The organism is Roseibium algicola, assembly GCF_001999245.1.
GTDB lineage: Bacteria > Pseudomonadota > Alphaproteobacteria > Rhizobiales > Stappiaceae > Roseibium > Roseibium algicola.
In genome coordinates, this window is record NZ_CP019630.1 from 5294088 (window position 1) to 5314167 (window position 20080).

Below are 20080 nucleotides of genomic sequence, written 5' to 3' on the forward strand. Positions count from 1 at the left end.
GTCGAAGGGGACACATCCATGCGTTCTGGAGTGATCGCTCAGAAAGTGGGCATGACCCGCATCTATAACGATGCAGGCGAGCATGTTCCGGTCACCGTTCTGCGGCTGGAAAATTGCCAGGTGGTTGCCCACCGCACTGACGAAAAAAATGGTTACACTGCGCTGCAGCTCGGTGCAGGTACCCGTAAAGTAAAGAATACGCCGAAGGCACTGCGTGGCCACTTTGCTGTTGCAAAGGTTGAGCCGAAGCGGACCGTGGCCGAATTCCGCGTTTCTGCGGAAAACCTGATCGACGTTGGCGCGGAACTGACCGCTGACCACTACGTCGAAGGCCAGTTTGTCGACGTGACCGGCACTTCTATCGGTAAGGGTTTTGCCGGTGCCATGAAGCGTCACAACTTCGGTGGTGGCCGTGCATCGCACGGTAACTCGATCTCGCACCGTTCGCACGGTTCTACCGGTCAGTGTCAGGACCCGGGCCGCGTGTTCAAGGGCAAGAAAATGGCCGGTCACATGGGTGATGCCCGCGTGACCACGCAGAACCTGAAGGTTGTGCGCACTGATGTTGAGCGTGGCCTGATCATGGTCGAGGGCTCTGTTCCGGGCGCCAAGGGCGGCTGGATCCTGGTCCGCGACGCGATCAAAAAGGCGCTGCCGGAAAACGTTCCGGTTCCGGGTGCTTTCAAAGCAACCGAAGCGACTGCGGCCGCCGGGAAGGAGAGTGAGTGATGGAACTCCAGGTCAAGACCCTCGAAGGTGGGGCGGCCGGTTCGATCACGGTGTCTGACGAGATCTTCGGTCTCGAGCCGCGCACCGATTTGATCCACCGTGTGGTGCGTTGGCAGCTGGCCAAGCGCCAGGCAGGTACCCACAAGGCACTGGGCCGTTCGGAAGTTTCCGGCACGACGAAGAAATTCGTCCGTCAGAAAGGTTCCGGCGGTGCACGTCACGGCAACAAGAAGGCCCCGCAGTTCCGCGGTGGTGGTAAGGCATTCGGCCCGATCGTTCGCGATCACAGCCATGACCTGCCGAAGAAGGTTCGCGCCCTCGGCCTGAAGCATGCCCTGTCGGCGAAAGCCAAGACAGACAGCATCGTTATTGTCGAAGACGCCAAGGCAGCCGAAGCAAAGACCAAGGCGCTCAAGGCACAGCTGACCAAGCTCGGCCTGACCAGCGCTCTGATCATTGACGGCGCCGAGGTCGATGCAAACTTCGCTCTGGCATCCCGCAACATTCCGCATCTGGATGTGCTGCCGGTTCAGGGCATCAACGTTTACGACATCCTGCGTGCCAACACCCTGGTGTTGACGAAGGCTGCGGTGTCCGCACTTGAGGAGCGCTTTAAATGAGCAAACTTCCTCACTACGACAAAATCGTCGGCCCGGTAATCACCGAAAAGTCGACGATGGCTTCCGAAGAGAACAAGGTTGTCTTCAAAGTTGCTAACGATGCAACGAAGCCGGAAATCAAGGCCGCAGTCGAAGCGCTGTTCGGTGTAAAGGTCACGGCAGTGAACACCCTGGTCCGCAAGGGCAAGGTCAAGCGCTTCCGCGGTCGCATCGGCCGTCAGTCCGACTACAAGAAGGCCGTCGTTACGCTGCAGGAAGGTCACGCAATCGACGTGACCACCGGGCTCTAAGACGGGGACTTAAGAAAAATGGCACTTAAGACATTCAACCCGACGTCCCCAGGCCGCCGTCAGCTGGTTCAAGTTGATCGCTCTGGTCTGTGGAAAGGCAAGCCGGTCAAGACCCTGACCGAAGGCCTGTCCAAGTCCGGTGGCCGCAACAACGCCGGCCGCCTGACGTCTCCGAACCGCGGTGGCGGTCACAAGCGGTCTTACCGTCTTGTCGACTTCAAGCGCCGTAAATGGGACGTTCCGGCAACGGTCGAGCGCCTTGAATACGATCCGAACCGGACCGCATTCATTGCACTCATCCGTTACGAAGACGGTGAACTGAGCTACATCCTGGCGCCGCAGCGCCTGGCTGCTGGCGATACCGTCATCGCCGGTGAATCCGTCGACGTGAAACCGGGCAATGCCGCGCCGCTGGCTCGCATTCCGGTTGGTACGATCGTGCACAATGTCGAGCTGAAGCCGGGCAAAGGCGCCCAGATCGCTCGTTCGGCAGGTGCGTTCGTTCAGATCGTCGGCCGCGACCAGGGCTACACCACGCTGCGCCTGATGTCTGGCGAGCAGCGCCGTGTGCTCGGAACCTGCATGGCTTCCATTGGCGCCGTGTCCAACCCGGACCACGCCAACGTTAACCTGGGTAAAGCAGGCCGTTCCCGCTGGCTTGGCATTCGTCCGCATACTCGCGGTGTTGCCATGAACCCGATCGACCACCCGCACGGTGGTGGTGAAGGCAGGACCTCCGGCGGTCGTCATCCGGTTACTCCTTGGGGTAAACCGACCAAAGGTAAGCGTACGCGGCGCAATAAGCAGACTGATAAGTTTATCGTCCGCAGCCGTCACGCGAAGAAGTAAAGGGCAAGGATCGTGGCACGTTCGATCTGGAAAGGTCCGTTTGTCGACGGGTATCTGCTGAAGAAAGCGGACAAGGTCCGTGAGTCCGGCCGGAACGAGGTCATCAAGACCTGGAGCCGCCGCTCTACCATCCTGCCGCAGTTCGTCGGCTTGACCTTCGGCGTCTATAACGGTCAAAAGCACGTTCCGGTGCTGGTGTCTGAGGAAATGATCGGTCACAAGTTCGGTGAGTTCTCGCCGAGCCGGACCTATTATGGACACGGCGCCGACAAGAAGGCGAAGAGGAAGTAACGATGGGCAAGCCGAAGCGTGAGCGGACGCTCGCTGACAATGAGGCCCGGGCAATGACCCGCATGCTGCGCGTTTCCCCGCGCAAGCTGAACCTCGTTGCGGCTTCGATCCGTGGCAAAAAAGTCGGTTCCGCGATCGCGGACCTGACATTCTCCCGCAAGCGCATTGCGCAGGACGTCAAGAAAACCTTGATGTCTGCCATTGCGAACGCGGAAAACAACCATGACCTGGACATCGACAACCTGGTGGTTGCTGAAGCACATGTCGGCAAGGCATTTGTGATCAAGCGGTTCCAGGCCCGTGCACGCGGTCGTGTTGGCCGGATCGAGAAGCCGTTCTCGAACCTGACCATCGTCGTGCGCGAAGTTGAGGAGACTGCCTGATGGGACATAAGACAAACCCGATCGGCATGCGCCTCGGGATCAACCGCACCTGGGACAGCCGCTGGTACGCGAACAAGAACGAATACGGCGATCTTCTGCACGAAGATTTCCGCATCCGTGAGCTCCTGCTGAAGGAACTGAAGCAGGCTGCCGTGTCCAAGGTTGTTATCGAACGCCCGCACAAGAAGTGCCGCGTGTCCATTCACTCCGGTCGTCCGGGCGTGGTCATCGGTAAAAAGGGTGCCGATATCGAGCGTCTTCGCAAGAAGATCGCCGACATCACCAATTCCGAAGTGCATCTCAACATCGTTGAAGTGCGCAAGCCGGAAATCGACGCGACCCTGGTCGCCCAGTCGATTGCCCAGCAGCTGGAACGCCGCGTTGCTTTCCGTCGCGCCATGAAGCGGGCCGTTCAGTCCGCCATGCGTCTCGGTGCACAGGGCATCCGTATCAACTGCGGTGGCCGTCTCGGCGGTGCGGAAATTGCGCGTATCGAATGGTACCGCGAAGGCCGCGTCCCGCTTCACACGCTGCGTGCAGACATCGACTACGGTGTTGCAAGCGCTCACACGGCTTACGGCGTGTGCGGTGTGAAGGTCTGGATCTTCAAGGGTGAAATTCTGGAACACGATCCGATGGCGTCTGAGCGCCGTGCGACCGCTGCTTCCGAAGGCAACCAGGGTGATCGCGGCGGACGCCGGGATCGGGGCCGCGAGCGCGCAGCTTAATTCAAGCTGCCTGCCGCTCGTAACTTAAGAAAGACGAGAGAAGAACGATGCTGCAACCGAAGCGCACAAAGTTCCGCAAGCAGCACAAGGGCCGCATCCACGGCTTGTCGAAGGGAGGCACTGACCTCAACTTCGGCGCATTCGGTCTGAAGGCGATTGAGCCGGAGCGTGTTACGGCACGTCAGATCGAAGCGGCCCGCCGTGCTATGACCCGCCACATGAAGCGTGCGGGTCGTGTTTGGATCCGCATCTTCCCGGACGTCCCGGTTTCCTCGAAACCTGCTGAAGTCCGCATGGGTAAAGGTAAGGGTTCTCCGGATTACTGGGCTTGCCGTGTCAAGCCAGGCCGGATCATGTTCGAAATCGACGGTGTGCCGGAAGACATTGCGCGTGAAGCCATGCGTCTTGCTGCAGCCAAACTGCCGATCAAGTGCCGCTTCGTTCAGCGTATCGGCGAGTAGGGCAGGCGAGGAGTTAGAGCCATGAAGGCTACCGATGTACGGGCTAAGACCCTCGACGAGCTCCGCAGTGAGCTTGAAGGCCTGAAGAAAGAGCAGTTCAACCTGCGCTTCCAGCGGGCTACGGGTCAGCTTGAAAACACTGCGCGTGTCCGGCAGATCCGCCGTGATATCGCGCGTATCCAGACGATCATGCGCGAAAAGCGCGTGTCGGCGAACGCGTAAGGAGACGGCCATGCCGAAGCGTATCCTGCAGGGCACCGTTGTCAGCGACGCCAATGACAAGACGGTGACGGTGAATGTGGAGCGCCGCTTCACGCACCCGCTGCTGAAGAAGACTGTGCGCCGGACCAAGAAGTACCGCGCACACGACGAAACCAACCAGTACAAGGTTGGCGACATTGTTCAGATCGAAGAATGCGCGCCGATCTCTAAAAACAAACGTTGGACCGTGGTCGCTCAGTGACCGCGCTCCATTCAGTGAGCATCAGGCGCCCGTGACCCGAGCGCCATCAGAAGAACAAGGCAGCCAGTCATGATTCAGATGCAAACAAACCTCGACGTCGCGGATAATTCCGGCGCTCGTCGTGTCATGTGCATCAAAGTGCTCGGCGGCTCCAAGCGTAAATATGCCCAGGTAGGCGACATCATCGTCGTCTCCGTGAAAGAGGCAATTCCGCGGGGCCGCGTTAAGAAGGGCGACGTGATGAAGGCTGTCGTCGTGCGCACGGCAAAGGATATCCGCCGTCCCGATGGCAGCGTGATCCGGTTCGACCGCAATGCGGCCGTGCTGGTCAACAACAACAAGGAGCCGATCGGCACCCGTATCTTCGGACCGGTACCGCGTGAACTCCGTGCAAAGAACCATATGAAAATCATTTCGCTCGCGCCGGAGGTGCTCTGATGGCTGCGAAAATTAAAAAAGGCGACACGGTGGTTGTGCTGACCGGCCGTGACAAGGGTAAGTCCGGCGAAGTCATCCAGATGCTGCCGGCTGACAACAAGGCCCTGGTCCGCGGCATCAACATGGTTCGCCGCCACCAGAAGCAGACCCAGACGCAGGAAGCAGGCATCGTGGCCAAGGAGGCCCCGATTCACCTTTCCAACGTTGCACTGGCCGATCCGAAGGACGGCAAGGCGACCCGCGTCGGCTTCAAAGTGCAGGACGATGGCACCAAGGTCCGTGTGGCCAAGCGTTCGGGAGACCTGATCGATGGCTGAGACCACTAACGTGCCGCGTCTCAAGACGCATTATGACGAAGTTGTGCGCAAGCAGCTTCTGGAGAAGTTCCAGTACAAGAACGTCATGCAGGTTCCGCAGCTGGAAAAGATTGTCCTCAACGTCGGTGTCGGCGAAGCGGTCAGCGATTCCAAGAAGGCGCGTATCGCAGCTGACGACCTGGCACTGATTGCCGGTCAGAAGCCGGTGATCACCAAGGCGAAAAAGTCGATCGCAACCTTCAAGGTTCGCGAAGGCATGCCGCTTGGTGCAAAGGTTACCCTGCGCCGCCAGCAGATGTTCGAATTCCTGGACCGTCTGATCACCATCGCGCTGCCGCGCGTACGTGACTTCCGTGGTCTGAACCCGAAGAGCTTCGACGGTCGCGGCAACTACGCCATGGGTATCAAAGAACACATCGTGTTCCCGGAAATCGAGTACGACAAGGTCGACCAGATCTGGGGCATGGACGTGATCATCTGCACCACGGCGCCGAATGACGACGAAGCACGCGAGCTTCTGCGCGCGTTCAACTTCCCGTTCACGAAGTAACGGGCAAGGAAGGGATCGACGATGGCGAAGAAAAGCGCAATCGAGAAGAACAAGCGCCGCGAGAAGCTTGTAAAGAAATACGCTGAGAAGCGCGCTGCCCTGAAGGCACTGGCTAAAGATGAAAGCCTGTCCCTGGAAGAGCGGTACAACGCACGCCTGAAGCTGGCAAAATTGCCGCGGAATTCCGCGCCGAACCGCGTTCGCAATCGTTGCGAAGTGTCCGGCCGTCCGCGCGGTTTTTACCGCAAGCTGAAGATGTCGCGTATTGCGCTTCGTGAACTGGGCTCCCTGGGTAAGATCCCGGGCCTGGTCAAGTCGAGCTGGTAAGGAGAAACTCCGATGGCAATTTCTGATCCGTTGGGGGATATGCTGACCCGCATTCGCAACGCGCAGATGCGTCGCAAGAACAAGGTCAGTTCACCAAATTCCAAATTGCGCGCACATGTACTTGATGTGCTCGCAAAAGAGGGGTACATCCGTGGCTACACCACGGTTGAATACGAGGGCGGTAAGTCCGAGTTGGAAATCGAACTGAAGTATTTCGACGGTGAACCGGTTATCCGCACGATTGAACGTGTGTCCAAGCCGGGCCGCCGCGTGTACTCGTCGGTGAAAAACATCCCGCATGTCTCTAATGGCCTGGGCGTGTCGATCATTTCGACTCCGCGTGGTGTCATGAGCGACCATCAGGCGCGGGACGAAAACGTAGGTGGTGAGGTTCTTTGCCGCGTCTTCTGATGCGGCATCCTCACTTTTAAAACAACGACAAGGTTGGTCATATGTCTCGTATTGGCAAAAAGCCAGTCCCCGTGCCAAGCGGGGTAACGGCATCGATCGACGGTCAGACTGTTACGATCAAGGGCCCGAAAGGCGAAAAGTCTTTCGTGCTCAATGATCTTGTTCTGGCCGAAATGACGGATGATGGGATCAAAATCGATCCGTGCAACAGCTCCAAGCCGGCTCGCTCCATGTGGGGCATGAGCCGCACCATGGTCGCGAACCTGATCACTGGCGTAACCGAGGGCTTCAAGAAAGACCTCGCCATCACCGGTGTCGGTTATCGCGCTCAGGTCCAGGGCAAGAACCTTCAGCTGGCGCTCGGTTTCTCTCATGACGTTGTCTATCCGATCCCGGATGGTATCGATATCGTGTGCCCGAAACCCACGGAAATCAACATCACCGGTACCGACAAACAGCGCGTCGGTCAGGTTGCAGCTGAAATTCGTGAATTCCGCCCGCCGGAGCCCTACAAGGGCAAAGGCGTTCGTTATGCAGGCGAGTTCATCGTCCGCAAAGAAGGCAAGAAGAAGTAACGGACCCAGATCATGGCGAACAGCAAACAAGCTTTCGAGCGCCGCCGCGATCGCGTGCGCCGTTCGATTCAGAAAGCCGCGAACGGTCGTCCGCGCCTTTCTGTCTTCCGCTCGTCGAAGCAGATCTACGCCCAGATCATCGACGATGCGAAGGGACATACGATTGTCTCTGCTTCAACGATCGAAACAGATCTCAAGAGCAGCCTGAAAACGGGCGCCGACGTCGCTGCAGCCGCAGCCGTTGGCAAGCTTGTCGCCGAGCGTGCTGCTGCCGCTGGCGTAAAGCAGGTCGTGTTCGACCGTGGCGGGTACCAGTATCATGGGCGCGTAAAAGCGCTTGCTGATGCAGCCCGTGAAGGTGGACTTGAATTCTGACCAGCGCCCGTTGGCGCTCTTAAGAACGGAAGACGTATAATATGGCGAGACAAGAAAATCGCGATCGCGACGAGCGAGACAGCGAATTCGTCGACAAGCTCGTTCACATCAACCGCGTTGCGAAAGTGGTCAAGGGTGGCCGTCGTTTCGGCTTCGCAGCACTCGTTGTGGTTGGTGACCAGAAGGGCCGCGTCGGCTTCGGTCATGGCAAGGCGCGTGAAGTGCCGGAAGCCATCCGTAAGGCAACTGAAGCAGCAAAGCGCACGATGATCCGTGTACCGCTTCGCGAAGGCCGGACCCTCCACCACGATGTGGAAGGCCGTCACGGCGCTGGCAAGGTTCTGCTTCGTGCAGCTCCGGCCGGTACCGGTATCATCGCAGGCGGTCCGATGCGTGCCGTTTTCGAAACGCTCGGCGTCCAGGACGTTGTGGCCAAGTCTCTGGGGACTTCCAACCCCTACAACATGGTGCGTGCAACTTTTGCTGCGCTGACCAAGGAAGACAGCCCGCGTTCCGTCGCTGCCCGCCGTGGCCTGAAGGTCTCTGTGCTGCAGTCCCGCCGTCGTGACAACAACGATGAGGCGGCTTCGGCTGCCGCTGAGGCTTGACCTTAGCGGCTCCGGTCCCCAGCTGAGAGAGGGTATGTTCCATGGCGAACACCGAAAAGACTGTCACGGTCGAACAGATCGGCAGCCCGCTGCGCCGTCCTAAGGACCAGCGCGCGACGCTCGTCGGTCTCGGCCTGAACAAGATGCACCGCCGTTCCACACTGAAGGATACTCCTGAAGTGCGCGGCATGATCAATAAGGTCCAGCATCTCGTTCGCGTCGTCGAAGACAACGCGTAAGAACGGGGTGAGGAGAAACGAACATGAAGCTCAATGAACTTCGTGACAACGAAGGTGCCGTAAAAGACCGCATGCGTGTGGCTCGTGGCATCGGGTCCGGCAAGGGCAAGACTGGTGGCCGTGGTGTCAAAGGTCAGAAGTCCCGTTCCGGCGTTGCCATCAAAGGCTTTGAAGGCGGTCAGATGCCGCTTCACCGCCGTCTGCCGAAGCGCGGCTTCACGAACATTTTTGCCAAGGACTACAACACTGTGTCCGTTGGCCGTGTTCAGAAGGCGATTGATGCAGGCAAGCTGAATGCGTCCGAGACGGTTACCGTCGAAGCGCTGAAGGCAGCAGGCGTTGTCAAGCGGGTCCGTGACGGTGTGCGCATCGTTGCCAACGGTGAACTCACCACTGCAGTGACCTTTGAAGTTGCCGGTGCCTCCAAGGGCGCTATCGCAGCGATCGAAAAAGCAGGCGGCAAGGTTGCCGTTCTGGGAGCTCAGGCTTAACAGCCTGGGCTTCACCCATTTCTTGGGCAAGCATTCCGGAGTAGGGCATGGCATCGGCCGCCGAGCAACTGGCGTCAAATCTCAATTTCTCAGCTTTCGCCAAGGCTGAAGAACTCAAAAAGCGCATCTGGTTCACACTGGGGGCGCTTTTGGTTTATCGACTGGGCACTTACATTCCCTTGCCCGGCATCAATCCGGACGCCTTTGCGCAGGCCTTCAATCAGGCCCAGTCCGGCATCATCGGCATGTTCAACATGTTTGCCGGCGGTGCTGTCGAGCGCATGGCGATCTTCGCTCTCGGCATTATGCCGTATATTTCCGCCTCCATTATCATGCAGCTCATGACGACCGTCGTACCGACGCTCGAGCAGATGAAGAAGGAAGGCGAGCAGGGCCGCAAGGTCATCAACCAGTACACGCGCTACGGTACTGTAATCCTGGCGGCTTTCCAGGCTTACGGTATCGCAGTCGGTCTGGAAGGAGCGACCAATGTGGTCGCCGATCCGGGCTGGTTTTTCCGCGCATCAACTGTCCTGACGCTTGTCGGCGGTACCATGTTCCTGATGTGGCTCGGTGAGCAGATCACATCGCGCGGTATCGGTAACGGTATTTCGCTGATCATCTTTGCCGGCATTGTCGCCGGTCTGCCGGTCGCGCTGGTCAATGTGCTTGAACTCGGTCGCCAGGGCTCGATGTCGACGATCCTGATTCTCGGCATCCTGATACTGGCTGTTGTGGTGATCGCACTGATCGTGTTCATGGAACGGGCTCAGCGCAGACTGCTGATTCAGTATCCTAAGCGCCAGATGGGCAATCGAATGTTCGAGGGCAACACCTCGTTCCTGCCGCTCAAGCTCAATACTGCCGGTGTGATTCCGCCGATCTTCGCTTCTTCCCTCCTGCTGGTTCCTGCCACCATTGGCGGCTTCAGTCAGGGTTCGGGCAATGAGTGGCTGACGTATATCACTGCGGCGCTTGGTCACGGCCAGCCGTTATTCATGGTGTTCTACGCAGCGATGATCGTGTTCTTCTGTTTCTTCTATACCGCGATCGTTTTCAATCCGAGCGACACTGCGGACAACCTGAAGAAACACGGCGGTTTCATTCCCGGAATCCGTCCCGGCGAGCGTACAGCGCAGTATATCGACTACGTTCTGACGCGCATTACGGTGGTCGGTGCAATTTACATCACCGTCGTTTGTCTATTACCCGAATTCCTTATTTCGGCGACAGGCGTTCCGTTCTATTTCGGTGGCACCTCTTTGTTGATTGTCGTAAGCGTGACGATGGATACCGTGTCACAGATCCAGGGGCATTTGCTTGCGCACCAATATGAGGGTCTGGTGAAAAAAGCGAAATTAAGTGGGAGGCGTCGATGAGGCTTATTCTGGTTGGACCGCCAGGAGCGGGGAAGGGGACACAGGCCGCGCACCTCGTTGCGAAATACGCGATCCCGCAGCTCTCCACCGGAGACATGCTGCGGGCCGCAGTGGCCGCCCAGACCCCGGTAGGCGTTAAAGCCAAGGAAGTCATGGACGCAGGTGGTCTCGTGTCGGATGAGATCGTTGTCGGTATCATCCGCGATCGGATCGCCGAAGAAGATGCCAGGAACGGATTCATTCTTGATGGTTTTCCCCGCACGCTCGCCCAGGCCGAAGCGCTTGACGAGATGCTGGAAGCAAACAGCCTCAAGCTGAACGCCGTCATCGAACTGCGTGTCGACCAGTCGAAGCTGGTCGATCGGATCATCAAGCGCGCTGCTGATGCACAGGCTGCGGGTCAGCCGGTGCGCAAGGACGATGATCCGGAAGTCTTCAAGCAACGCCTTGAAGCCTACAACCGCGATACCGCAGTTGTTGTGCCGTATTACGAGAAGACAGGTCTTCTTTCCGTGATTGACGGCATGCAGTCCATTGATGAAGTAACGGCTTCAATAGATTCCGTTCTTCAAGGACTTGACGAAAAGGTTTAGAGCCGTTAAACGACCCGCTCTACCTTACAGTTAAGCCGGTTCCATGTAAGTGGGGCCGGCATTCTCTGTGCCGGGGTTACCCCGGCATTTTCGTACCCGCAAGGGCCGGACTCCACCGGACGCGGGCATTACAACCTGCGGCAAGACCATGGTCTCGCTGCGTAATCATGGAGACGAACGTGGCACGTATTGCTGGCGTTAACATCCCGACGAACAAGCGCGTTGTCATCGCGCTTCAGTATATTCACGGCATCGGCGCGAAGTTCGCGCAGGAAATCATCGAGAAGAACAACATCGATGCTGCCCGCCGTGTGAACGAGCTTTCCGACGCAGAAGTTCTGTCCATCCGCGAAACCATCGACCGCGATTACCTCGTTGAAGGTGACCTGCGTCGTGAGACCGCGATGAACATCAAGCGTCTGATGGACCTTGGCTGCTACCGCGGCCTGCGTCACCGTCGCGGCCTGCCGGTTCGCGGTCAGCGGACGCACACGAACGCACGTACCCGCAAGGGTCCGGCTAAGCCAATCGCTGGTAAGAAGAAATAATTACCCTGCCTCGATTGGTGGTGGAGCTGCCGGCATTACGGCAGTGACGAGATCAAAACAAGGATAAGAGAATGGCTAAAGACACGACGCGCGTGCGTCGCCGCGAACGCAAGAACATCTCTTCTGGCGTCGCGCATGTGAACTCCACGTTCAACAACACCATGATCACGATCACCGACGCACAGGGCAACGCGATCTCCTGGTCGTCCGCCGGTGCACTCGGTTTCAAAGGTTCCCGTAAGTCCACTCCGTATGCTGCCCAGGTTGCTGCGGAAGACGCTGCGAAAAAAGCTGCCGAGCACGGCATGCGCACCCTGGAAGTGGAAGTGCGCGGTCCGGGTTCCGGTCGTGAATCTGCTCTGCGTGCCCTGCAGGCCGCCGGTTTCCTGATCACGTCCATCCGTGACGTGACGCCGATTCCGCACAACGGCTGCCGTCCGCGCAAGCGTCGCCGCGTCTAAGGCTTCCCAGCTTTAGGTACTTGTTTCTCCAAATGGCAAAGAATGGCCTGGCGCTGATCCGCCGGGCGGGATAGCCGAAGGGACGAAAACGTGACCATTCAAAAAAACTGGCAAGAACTGATCAAGCCGACCAAACTCGAGATCAAGCCGGGTGAAGACCCGCGCTTCTTGGCAACCGTCGTTGCCGAGCCGCTCGAGCGTGGCTACGGTCTGACCCTTGGCAACGCGCTGCGCCGTATCCTGCTGTCTTCTCTGCAGGGTGCCGCCGTGACTGCCGTTCAGATCGATGGCGTTCTGCATGAGTTCTCGTCGATCCCGGGTGTCCGGGAAGATGTCACCGACATCGTGCTGAATATCAAGGAAATCGCCATCCGCATGGAAGGCGAGGGTCCCAAGCGCATGGTCGTGCGCAAACAGGGTCCGGGTGTTGTCACCGCCGGCGATATTCAGACTGTTGGCGACGTCGAGGTTCTCAATCCGGAACTGGTGCTCTGCACGCTGGATGAAGGCGCTGAAATCCGCATGGAATTCACCGTCAACACCGGCAAGGGCTACCATTCTTCCGATCGGAACCGTCCGGAAGATGCGCCGATTGGCCTGATCCCGGTCGACAGCCTCTACTCTCCGGTCAAGAAGGTCTCCTACAAGGTGGAAAACACCCGTGAAGGCCAGGTTCTTGACTATGACAAGCTGACCCTGACTGTCGAAACCGATGGTTCCGTCAAGCCGGAAGACGCCGTGGCATTCGCTGCACGCATTCTGCAGGATCAGCTCTCCATCTTCGTCAACTTCGAAGAGCCGCAGCGTGAAGTCGCCGAGGACAGCGTCCCGGAACTGGCTTTCAACCCTGCGCTTCTGAAGAAGGTCGACGAGCTGGAACTGTCTGTACGGTCTGCAAACTGCCTGAAGAACGACAATATCGTGTATATTGGCGATCTCATTCAGAAGACCGAAGCGGAAATGCTGCGGACCCCGAATTTCGGCCGCAAGTCGCTGAACGAAATCAAGGAAGTTCTCGCCCAGATGGGTCTCCATCTCGGCATGGAAGTTGCCAACTGGCCGCCTGAGAACATCGATGATCTCGCCAAGCGCTACGAAGACCATCAGTACTAAGGGCGTACGCGTCCTGTGAGGATCAACCGGGCAAGAGTTCAACCAGAAGAACTGACTGCCTGAAAGAAAAAGGAGAGGGCCATGCGCCACGGTAAATCCGGCCGCAAGCTCAACCGGACCTCTAGCCACCGTAAGGCTATGTTCGCGAACATGGCAGCGTCGCTGATCAAGCACGAACAGATCGTAACGACCCTGCCGAAGGCTAAAGAAATGAAGCCGATCATCGACAAGCTCATCACCCTGGGCAAGCGCGGTGACCTGCATGCACGCCGCCAGGCCATTTCGCAGATTCGCGATGCGGCAATGGTTGCCAAGCTGTTCGAAACGCTCGGTGAGCGTTACAAGGACCGCAGCGGCGGTTACTCCCGCGTGCTGAAAGCCGGCTTCCGCTATGGCGACAACGCTCCGATGGCTGTCATCGAGCTGGTCGACCGTGATCCGGAAGCACGCGGTGCTGAAGACCGTGCTCGCGTTGAAGCTGAAGAAGCAGCTGAAAACGCAGCGTAATAATTGCCTAAATGGCAATCGGGAAAGGCGGGCAGATTTGCCCGCCTTTTTTTGTTGTTTTAGTGACTGTGCGCCTAAACGTATTCGTTTCGAATAATGAGACCGCAATTATCAATGATTTAAGGAAAACTGCCTAGCTTCTAGCCATGCCTCCTGGACTAGTGGGAGAGGCTGGGGAGATTTACTGTGATAGCCAAAACGAATTCCGCTTCTAAGAAGAGGTCGCCTTCTCTTCGACTTTCTTTTGTTATTCCGGCTCTGATGATCGTGATTACAGTCGCCGCATGTGCGGCGGTGGGTGTCATCGGCTACATGACCGGTCGCGACGGATTGCAACAAGCGGCAGAAGCCGAACTTGGCATGGTCATCACAGCGCGTAACGCGCTCCTGCAGTCGCGCCTGCACGCAGCTGAGTCCCAGATCGTGAACCTGGCGTCCAGCGTGTCGGATCCGTTGAGCAACCTTGGCAACGCGACCATGAACCTTGCCAAGGAAAAGGACGAAATTCTCGGCCTGTTCCAGGCACCGCAGAGCCCGGAAGAACGTGCAGCGGTAACAGGCAAGGAACAGAAGACAATGTATGCCTGGCGCCACACCGAGGCGCACCCGGCCTTCTACAATGTCTGGAAGAACGGCGGCTTCGCGGATCTTTATCTGCTCGATAACGCCGGTCTCATTCTTTATTCGGTCACCAAGGGTGACGAATTTCTGTCCAAGCTTGGTGAAGGCAGTGTTGCCGAAGGGACCGGCCTGGAGATGGTCTACAATGCTGCCAAGGAGCTGGGTGAGGGCGAGATCGCTGCCAGTGTCTTTGCACCCTACACCCCTGCCGGCGGCAAGGGCTCTCTGTTCCTGGCATCGCCCGTGTTCATGAATTCGTTTGGTACGATCAGCCTCAGCGGTGTTGCGGTCATGCGGATCGATTCCGATTTCCTGAGTGAAGTTGTCGCGAACCGTGAAGACCTCGGGGAAACCGGTCAGGTTTACGTGATCAACCAGGACGGCCTCGCGCTCAGCGACATGCCGCTTGCAGGTGCGCCAACCGCGCTCAGCACCAGCGTTTCCAGCGGACCGGCGATTGAAGCTGCCGCCGGCACCGCTTCAGCCGGTATCGTTCAGGGGGCTGATGGCGTTGATGATCTTGTCGTTGCCCGTCCGCTAGCCTTCCAGGGGCAGAACTGGGCCATCGTTGCAGAGAAGAGCGTTGAAGAAACGCTGTCTGCCGTCATTCGCATGCGCGATCAGATGTTCCTCTGGTCGCTTGCAACAATTGCCGTTGCAGCCGTCATTGCCTTGTTCTTCTCCCAGTCGATCACCCGTCCTCTCACCACTCTTGTAGGCGCTCTCAACGCGATTGCCTCCGGTGATCTTGGTGCAGAGATCAAGGCTGCGAACCGCAAGGACGAAATCGGCGACATCGGCCGGGCCGTTCTTCAGATCCGCCAGAACGCGGCTGAAGAAAACGAGCGTCGTGCAGCCGAGGAAGCCGATGATGCAAGACGTCAGGCAGAGCAGCGCCAGGAAATGCTGGCAAGCCTTGCCGGCGACTTCGAAGCAACCGTCGGCACCGTCGTCGACAAGGTGGCTCATACCGCTGCAACCTTGCGCGAATCGGCGAACAAGATGCGCAGCATGACCGACATGGCAGGCGAAACATCTGCCAATGCGGCCACTATGTCGGAAGAAACTCTGGCCGAAGTGGAATCGATTGCGGCAGCTTCCGATCAGCTTTCCAGCTCGATCCAGGAAATCTCGACGCTGATCGAACGCTCTTCCAGCGTTGCTGCCGAAGCAACCAAACGTGCGGAAACGACCAACGATACAGTGCGCTCGCTTGCGGAAGCTGCCAACCGGATCGGCGAAGTCGTCACGTTGATTTCCGATATCGCCGACCAGACCAACCTTCTGGCCCTTAACGCCACCATTGAAGCCGCACGTGCCGGTGAAGCCGGCAAGGGCTTTGCGGTAGTTGCCTCCGAGGTCAAGGATCTTGCGTCCCAGACAGGCAAGGCAACCGGCGAAATCCAGCAGCAGATCGATGCCATCCGCGGAGCAACCGACGATGCGGTTGATGCCATCGGCGACATCCAGAAGACCATCGACGAGATTACAAAGTCGGTGAGCGAAGTTGCTGCAGCCGTTACAGAGCAGAGCTACGCGACGCAGGGCATTGCAGAGAACACTCAACGGGCCGCCGGTGGAACCTCCAAGGTTACCGAGGACATCCGCAACGTTTCTTCTCTATCGAACGATACCAACATGGCTGCACAAAACTTCTCCGAAGAAGCAGCGGACATGGCATCGAAAGCTGAAGAGCTGGATCACGAAGTGCGCAGCTTCCTTGCGCAGGTTCGTTCGGCCTGAAGTAAGCCTGCATGATGAAAAAGGGGCCGCCGGAAATCCGGCGGCCCCTTTTGTATTTGCCTCTTTTCCTCCCTATCTGCCATGTATCGCGATGGATATGAGAAGATTCGAAAAAGAGGCACCCGCCATGCGCCTGGTTCTGACCAGCTTTACGCGTTCCCTTGTCATAGCGGGCCTGGTCGGCCTGATGGGTATGTCTGCTGCGCTTTCGCAGACTGTGCAGCCGTCTCCGGCCGATCTTCGGCTTGTTCCGCAAAGCGATGCGCAGATCAAACTCTCCTTCGCGCCAATCGTGAAAAAGGTCGCGCCGGCGGTGGTCAACGTCTATGCCAGCCGTAAGGTGGTCCAGCGTCGGCAAGTGTCGCCCTTCATGGACGATCCCTTCTTTCGCCGGTTCTTCGGCCAGCCCGGCGGGAACGACAGGCCACGGCAGAGGGTTGAATCGTCCCTTGGATCCGGCGTCATCATTTCGAGTGATGGTACGGTGATCACCAACCATCATGTGATCAAGGACGCGGACGACGTTCGCGTCGCCCTGAACGACCGTCGTGAATTCGATGCCGATATCGTTCTCATGGACGAACGTACCGATCTCGCGGTGCTGAAGATCCGGGGTGATGGACCATTCGAGAGCATCGACTTTGCGGATTCCGACAGCCTTGAAGTCGGCGACATCGTGCTTGCCATCGGTAACCCGTTCGGTGTCGGCCAGACGGTTACCCAGGGCATCGTCTCGGCCACGGCTCGCACGCAGGTCGGCGTAACGGACTTTCAGTTCTTCATCCAGACCGACGCTGCAATCAACCCGGGCAACTCCGGCGGTGCGCTTGTCGATATGACCGGCAAGCTGGTTGGCATCAACTCGGCCATCTATTCTCGCTCCGGCGGCTCCAACGGTATCGGCTTTGCCATTCCGGCGCATATGGCGCGTTTCGTTGCGAAAGCCGCCGATCATGGCGGCAAGGTGCAGCGGCCCTGGCTGGGCGCGACCGTGCAGCTGGTAAATGCCGAAATCGCCGAAGCGCTGTCTCTCGACCGGCCACGCGGTGTGCTTGTAACGGCAGTCTTTGATGGGTCTCCTGCCTTTGAGGCCGGGCTTCGGGTCAGCGATCTGGTGATTGCGGTTGACGGCAAGGAAGTGACCGATCCCAATTCCTTCGGCTATCGTTTTGCAACAAAGATGATTGGCGAACAGACCGATTTTGTTGTCCTGAGGGACGGTGCGGAAGAGCATGTGACCGTGTCACTGCAGCCGGCTCCCGAAACCATTCCACGGGATACGCGTGAACTTGTCGACTATTCGCCCTTCGAAGGCGCGACGGTCATGAACCTTTCGCCTGCCGTTTCCGAGGAACTTGGAATGGAAGGGATTTTCGACGGTGTCGTGATTGCCGAAGTGAAGCGCGGCAGCACCGCGGACCGTGTGGGGCTTCGCCCGGGCGACATCATCCGGGGGATCAACCGGCAAACCGTCGAGACCACCGAAATGCTGGAAGGTATCACCAAGAAGCCACCGCGTGTTTGGCAGCTCGATATCGAGCGGGACGGCAAGGTTTCACAGCTCATCCTGCGCGGTTAGGAGACAGTGTGAGCGATCTGTTCGAAGCTTCCGGGCTAAGCCAGTCCGGCCCGCGGCCACTGGCGGACCGGATGCGACCGACCAAACTTGCCGATGTGGTGGGGCAGGATCACCTGCTCGGGCCGGAAGGCACGCTGTCGCGCATGCTGAAGACGCGGACGCTTGGTTCGTTGATCTTCTGGGGGCCGCCGGGCACCGGCAAGACAACCATTGCCCGGTTGCTGGCCAATGAAACGGACCTTGCGTTCGAACAGATCTCGGCGATCTTTTCTGGTGTTTCGGACCTGAAGAAGGTGTTCGAAACGGCTCGCGCCCGGCGCATGAGCGGCAGGGCAACACTGCTCTTCGTAGACGAGATCCATCGGTTCAACCGGGCGCAGCAGGACAGCTTCCTTCCGGTGATGGAGGACGGCACGATCACGCTGGTTGGTGCGACCACGGAAAACCCGTCCTTTGAGCTTAACGCGGCCTTGCTGTCGCGCTCTCACGTCATGACGTTCCATTCCCTTTCCGCGGACGCCATCGAAAAACTGTTGGCGCGGGCAGAGGAGTTGGAAGAGCGTAAGCTGCCGCTTGACGAGGAAGCCCGACGAGTGCTGATCCGCATGGCCGATGGCGACGGCCGCTCTTCTCTGACCCTGGCCGAGGATGTCTGGCGCGCCGCAGGAGAGGACGAGGTCTTCGATGCCGAGCGCCTGCAGGAAATTGTCCAGAGGCGGGCGCCGATCTACGACAAGAGTGCTGACGGCCATTACAATCTGATTTCCGCGCTGCACAAGTCCGTGCGGGGTTCCGATCCCGATGCCGCCCTCTACTGGTTCTGCCGGATGCTGGATGGCGGCGAGGACCCGCTCTATCTTGCCCGGCGTCTTATCCGCATGGCGGTTGAGGACATCGGGCTGGCCGACCCCAATGCACTGGTGCAAGCCAATGCGGCCCGTGACGCCTACCAGATGCTCGGGTCGCCCGAAGGGGAATTGGCGCTTGCGCAGTCGGTGATCTATCTTGCAACGGCGCCGAAATCGAACGGTGCTTACGTGGCCTACAAGGCGGCGATGCGGGATGCCAAATCCAGCGGCTCTCTGCTGCCGCCCAAGCATATCCTCAACGCGCCCACCAAGCTGATGAAGCAGGAAGGGTACGGCGACGGCTATCAATACGATCACGATGCTCCCGACGGCTTTTCCGGTCAGGATTATTTTCCAGAGCAGTTGGGCCGCAAGACCTATTACGACCCACCCCAGAGAGGGTTTGAGCGGGAACTGAGAAAACGTCTTGAGTTCTGGGACAAGCGGCGCAAGGAACGAGGCTGAGCTCGGTAGCCTGAAAGATCAGGCGGTTTCGGTGGATGTCAGACGGTCGAGGGCGCTCTTGAGTGTGGCGATCAGCCTGTCCCGGTCTTCCGGTGCCATCGTGTCGGAAATCTTGTCCAGCTGGCGGGACACCAGGTCGACCTCCAGATCATCCTTGACCGGAACGGGTTCCTTCAGGCCGATTACCTCGTAGGTGGAGACCGGATAGGCAATCCCCTTGACGTTGACTTCACCATTTTCAGCGCATTTGATCTGCTCTTTCACCTGCGAATAGGTTTCGAAGGAGATCAGGATAGAGCCCGGTGTGGCAAGGCTTTCCAGGCGGGAGGCCGTGTTCACGCCACGTCCGATGATGGTGTAGTCCAACCGGTCTTCGCTGCCGAAATTGCCCACGGTGCAATAGTCCGTATGGATCCCCATGCGGCATTTCATCGGTTTGGAGATACCGGCTTCCCGCCAGGCACCCTGGAGCGCCTTCATCCGGTCCTGCATGTCGATGGCCATGCGTACGCAGGCAAGCGCGTCCTCGGTCACACCACGTGTTTCCGGGTCACCGAAAAAGATCAGGATGGCGTCGCCGACGTATTTGTCGATGGTCGCGCCGTAGCGCAGCGCGATATTCGACATCTCCGTCAGATACTGGTTGAGGATTGCCGTGAGTTCTTCTGATTCAAGCCGGTCTGCCGTTTCGGTGAAGTCGGCGATATCGGAGAAGAAAACCGTCAGTTTCTTGCGTGTGGACGCAATCTTGACTTCCTGACGGCCTTCGAAAATGGATTGATAGACCTGAGGCGAAAGGTATTTGGCGAGCTGCCGCGAAAGTGCCTCGAGCTTGGTGGATTGATCCGCCAGCTGGTCCTCGACCGCTTCGCCATGCTCGATGGTCGCCTCGTACAGGAGGCGCAGATCTTCCAACTCGGATCGCAGATAGTCGTTCTCTTCCTGCAGGGATTGCAGCGAGGTCGTCTGGTCGGCTTGCCCGGTTTCATCGGAGCTTTGGGCAGCTGTATCTACACTCTTGGCCATTTCATTCCGCGTCGAAAAGGTCTGGTCTCATTGTCTGTTTTATAATGCTGAA

29 protein-coding genes and 1 pseudogene are annotated in these 20080 nt (G+C 58.3%); 29 read left to right on the top strand and 1 reads right to left on the bottom strand.

Going from position 1 to position 20080, the window contains the following annotated elements:
• The first annotated feature begins 18 nt into the window (after window positions 1-18).
• The 29 genes from rplC (at window position 19) to B0E33_RS24670 (ending at window position 19002) form a co-directional block, all read left to right on the top strand.
• Window positions 19-729, top strand: coding sequence for a 50S ribosomal protein L3 (gene rplC / locus B0E33_RS24530; RefSeq protein WP_031268311.1), 711 nt, complete (start codon window positions 19-21; stop codon window positions 727-729).
• The gene (gene rplD / locus B0E33_RS24535) at window positions 729-1349 is read left to right on the top strand and encodes a 50S ribosomal protein L4 (RefSeq protein WP_055654717.1); all 621 of its coding nucleotides are present in this window, start codon (window positions 729-731) and stop codon (window positions 1347-1349) included. Before rplC ends, rplD begins: the two co-directional genes overlap by 1 nt.
• Window positions 1346-1639 carry a 50S ribosomal protein L23 gene (locus B0E33_RS24540; protein ID WP_006936452.1) on the top strand — a complete coding sequence of 98 codons (294 nt, stop codon included), beginning with the start codon at window positions 1346-1348 and terminating at the stop codon, window positions 1637-1639. The genes rplD and B0E33_RS24540 overlap by 4 nt, the downstream gene beginning before the upstream one ends.
• Before the next feature lie 18 nt (window positions 1640-1657).
• Window positions 1658-2488, top strand: coding sequence for a 50S ribosomal protein L2 (gene rplB / locus B0E33_RS24545; RefSeq protein ID WP_055654715.1), 831 nt, complete (start codon window positions 1658-1660; stop codon window positions 2486-2488).
• A gap of 12 nt (window positions 2489-2500) precedes the next feature.
• Window positions 2501-2779 (top strand): 30S ribosomal protein S19, encoded by a 279-nt coding sequence (rpsS, locus tag B0E33_RS24550; RefSeq protein ID WP_022998243.1) that lies wholly within the window; start codon window positions 2501-2503, stop codon window positions 2777-2779.
• A gap of 2 nt (window positions 2780-2781) precedes the next feature.
• Window positions 2782-3162, top strand: coding sequence for a 50S ribosomal protein L22 (gene rplV, locus B0E33_RS24555; protein WP_006936449.1), 381 nt, complete (start codon window positions 2782-2784; stop codon window positions 3160-3162).
• Complete coding sequence (gene rpsC / locus B0E33_RS24560; protein ID WP_006936448.1) at window positions 3162-3890, top strand: 30S ribosomal protein S3; 729 nt, start codon at window positions 3162-3164, stop codon at window positions 3888-3890. Before rplV ends, rpsC begins: the two co-directional genes overlap by 1 nt.
• 47 nt (window positions 3891-3937) lie before the next feature.
• The gene (gene rplP / locus B0E33_RS24565) at window positions 3938-4351 is read left to right on the top strand and encodes a 50S ribosomal protein L16 (protein WP_022998244.1); all 414 of its coding nucleotides are present in this window, start codon (window positions 3938-3940) and stop codon (window positions 4349-4351) included.
• Between the two features lie 21 nt (window positions 4352-4372).
• A complete protein-coding gene (gene rpmC, locus B0E33_RS24570; protein ID WP_006936445.1) occupies window positions 4373-4573 on the top strand; it encodes a 50S ribosomal protein L29 in 201 nt (66 codons plus the stop codon).
• 10 nt (window positions 4574-4583) lie between these two features.
• Window positions 4584-4814 (top strand): 30S ribosomal protein S17, encoded by a 231-nt coding sequence (gene rpsQ / locus B0E33_RS24575; protein WP_022998245.1) that lies wholly within the window; start codon window positions 4584-4586, stop codon window positions 4812-4814.
• Window positions 4815-4883: 69 nt separating this feature from the next.
• Window positions 4884-5252, top strand: a complete 369-nt coding sequence (rplN, locus tag B0E33_RS24580) for a 50S ribosomal protein L14 (protein WP_006936443.1) — start codon at window positions 4884-4886, stop codon at window positions 5250-5252.
• Window positions 5252-5569, top strand: a complete 318-nt coding sequence (rplX, locus tag B0E33_RS24585; RefSeq protein ID WP_006936441.1) for a 50S ribosomal protein L24 — start codon at window positions 5252-5254, stop codon at window positions 5567-5569. The genes rplN and rplX overlap by 1 nt, the downstream gene beginning before the upstream one ends.
• Window positions 5562-6119, top strand: coding sequence for a 50S ribosomal protein L5 (rplE, locus tag B0E33_RS24590; RefSeq protein ID WP_022998246.1), 558 nt, complete (start codon window positions 5562-5564; stop codon window positions 6117-6119). Before rplX ends, rplE begins: the two co-directional genes overlap by 8 nt.
• A 21-nt stretch (window positions 6120-6140) precedes the next feature.
• On the top strand, window positions 6141-6446 hold the full coding sequence (rpsN, locus tag B0E33_RS24595; RefSeq protein ID WP_006936439.1) for a 30S ribosomal protein S14: 306 nt from the start codon (window positions 6141-6143) through the stop codon (window positions 6444-6446).
• Between the two features lie 12 nt (window positions 6447-6458).
• Complete coding sequence (gene rpsH, locus B0E33_RS24600) at window positions 6459-6857, top strand: 30S ribosomal protein S8 (RefSeq protein ID WP_006936438.1); 399 nt, start codon at window positions 6459-6461, stop codon at window positions 6855-6857.
• 41 nt (window positions 6858-6898) lie between these two features.
• Window positions 6899-7432: a 50S ribosomal protein L6 gene (gene rplF / locus B0E33_RS24605; RefSeq protein WP_022998247.1), complete on the top strand. Its 534-nt coding sequence runs from the start codon at window positions 6899-6901 to the stop codon at window positions 7430-7432.
• A 12-nt stretch (window positions 7433-7444) separates the two neighbouring features.
• Window positions 7445-7807: a 50S ribosomal protein L18 gene (gene rplR / locus B0E33_RS24610; protein WP_022998248.1), complete on the top strand. Its 363-nt coding sequence runs from the start codon at window positions 7445-7447 to the stop codon at window positions 7805-7807.
• Between the two features lie 41 nt (window positions 7808-7848).
• Window positions 7849-8415, top strand: a complete 567-nt coding sequence (gene rpsE / locus B0E33_RS24615; protein WP_006936434.1) for a 30S ribosomal protein S5 — start codon at window positions 7849-7851, stop codon at window positions 8413-8415.
• Window positions 8416-8456: 41 nt separating this feature from the next.
• On the top strand, window positions 8457-8654 hold the full coding sequence (gene rpmD / locus B0E33_RS24620; RefSeq protein ID WP_006936433.1) for a 50S ribosomal protein L30: 198 nt from the start codon (window positions 8457-8459) through the stop codon (window positions 8652-8654).
• Between the two features lie 23 nt (window positions 8655-8677).
• The gene (gene rplO, locus B0E33_RS24625) at window positions 8678-9145 is read left to right on the top strand and encodes a 50S ribosomal protein L15 (RefSeq protein WP_077292683.1); all 468 of its coding nucleotides are present in this window, start codon (window positions 8678-8680) and stop codon (window positions 9143-9145) included.
• Window positions 9146-9192: 47 nt separating this feature from the next.
• Window positions 9193-10524, top strand: a complete 1332-nt coding sequence (gene secY, locus B0E33_RS24630; RefSeq protein ID WP_022998250.1) for a preprotein translocase subunit SecY — start codon at window positions 9193-9195, stop codon at window positions 10522-10524.
• On the top strand, window positions 10521-11117 hold the full coding sequence (locus B0E33_RS24635) for an adenylate kinase (RefSeq protein ID WP_022998251.1): 597 nt from the start codon (window positions 10521-10523) through the stop codon (window positions 11115-11117). The genes secY and B0E33_RS24635 overlap by 4 nt, the downstream gene beginning before the upstream one ends.
• A gap of 179 nt (window positions 11118-11296) precedes the next feature.
• On the top strand, window positions 11297-11665 hold the full coding sequence (gene rpsM, locus B0E33_RS24640) for a 30S ribosomal protein S13 (RefSeq protein ID WP_031268319.1): 369 nt from the start codon (window positions 11297-11299) through the stop codon (window positions 11663-11665).
• 71 nt (window positions 11666-11736) lie between these two features.
• On the top strand, window positions 11737-12126 hold the full coding sequence (gene rpsK, locus B0E33_RS24645; RefSeq protein WP_006936427.1) for a 30S ribosomal protein S11: 390 nt from the start codon (window positions 11737-11739) through the stop codon (window positions 12124-12126).
• 90 nt (window positions 12127-12216) lie between these two features.
• Window positions 12217-13239 (top strand): DNA-directed RNA polymerase subunit alpha, encoded by a 1023-nt coding sequence (locus tag B0E33_RS24650; RefSeq protein WP_006936426.1) that lies wholly within the window; start codon window positions 12217-12219, stop codon window positions 13237-13239.
• Window positions 13240-13320: 81 nt separating this feature from the next.
• Window positions 13321-13746 (top strand): 50S ribosomal protein L17, encoded by a 426-nt coding sequence (rplQ, locus tag B0E33_RS24655; protein ID WP_055654713.1) that lies wholly within the window; start codon window positions 13321-13323, stop codon window positions 13744-13746.
• Window positions 13747-14007: 261 nt separating this feature from the next.
• Window positions 14008-16110 carry a methyl-accepting chemotaxis protein gene (locus tag B0E33_RS24660; protein ID WP_022998252.1) on the top strand — a complete coding sequence of 701 codons (2103 nt, stop codon included), beginning with the start codon at window positions 14008-14010 and terminating at the stop codon, window positions 16108-16110.
• 127 nt (window positions 16111-16237) lie between these two features.
• Window positions 16238-17689 carry a DegQ family serine endoprotease gene (locus B0E33_RS24665; protein WP_077292684.1) on the top strand — a complete coding sequence of 484 codons (1452 nt, stop codon included), beginning with the start codon at window positions 16238-16240 and terminating at the stop codon, window positions 17687-17689.
• 8 nt (window positions 17690-17697) lie between these two features.
• On the top strand, window positions 17698-19002 hold the full coding sequence (locus B0E33_RS24670) for a replication-associated recombination protein A (RefSeq protein ID WP_077292685.1): 1305 nt from the start codon (window positions 17698-17700) through the stop codon (window positions 19000-19002).
• 18 nt (window positions 19003-19020) lie between these two features.
• On the opposite strand, the pseudogene B0E33_RS24675 reads toward B0E33_RS24670, so the two are convergent.
• Window positions 19021-19842: pseudogene (locus tag B0E33_RS24675) on the bottom strand (adenylate/guanylate cyclase domain-containing protein); the annotation flags it as partial.
• Window positions 19843-20080: the final 238 nt, after the last annotated feature.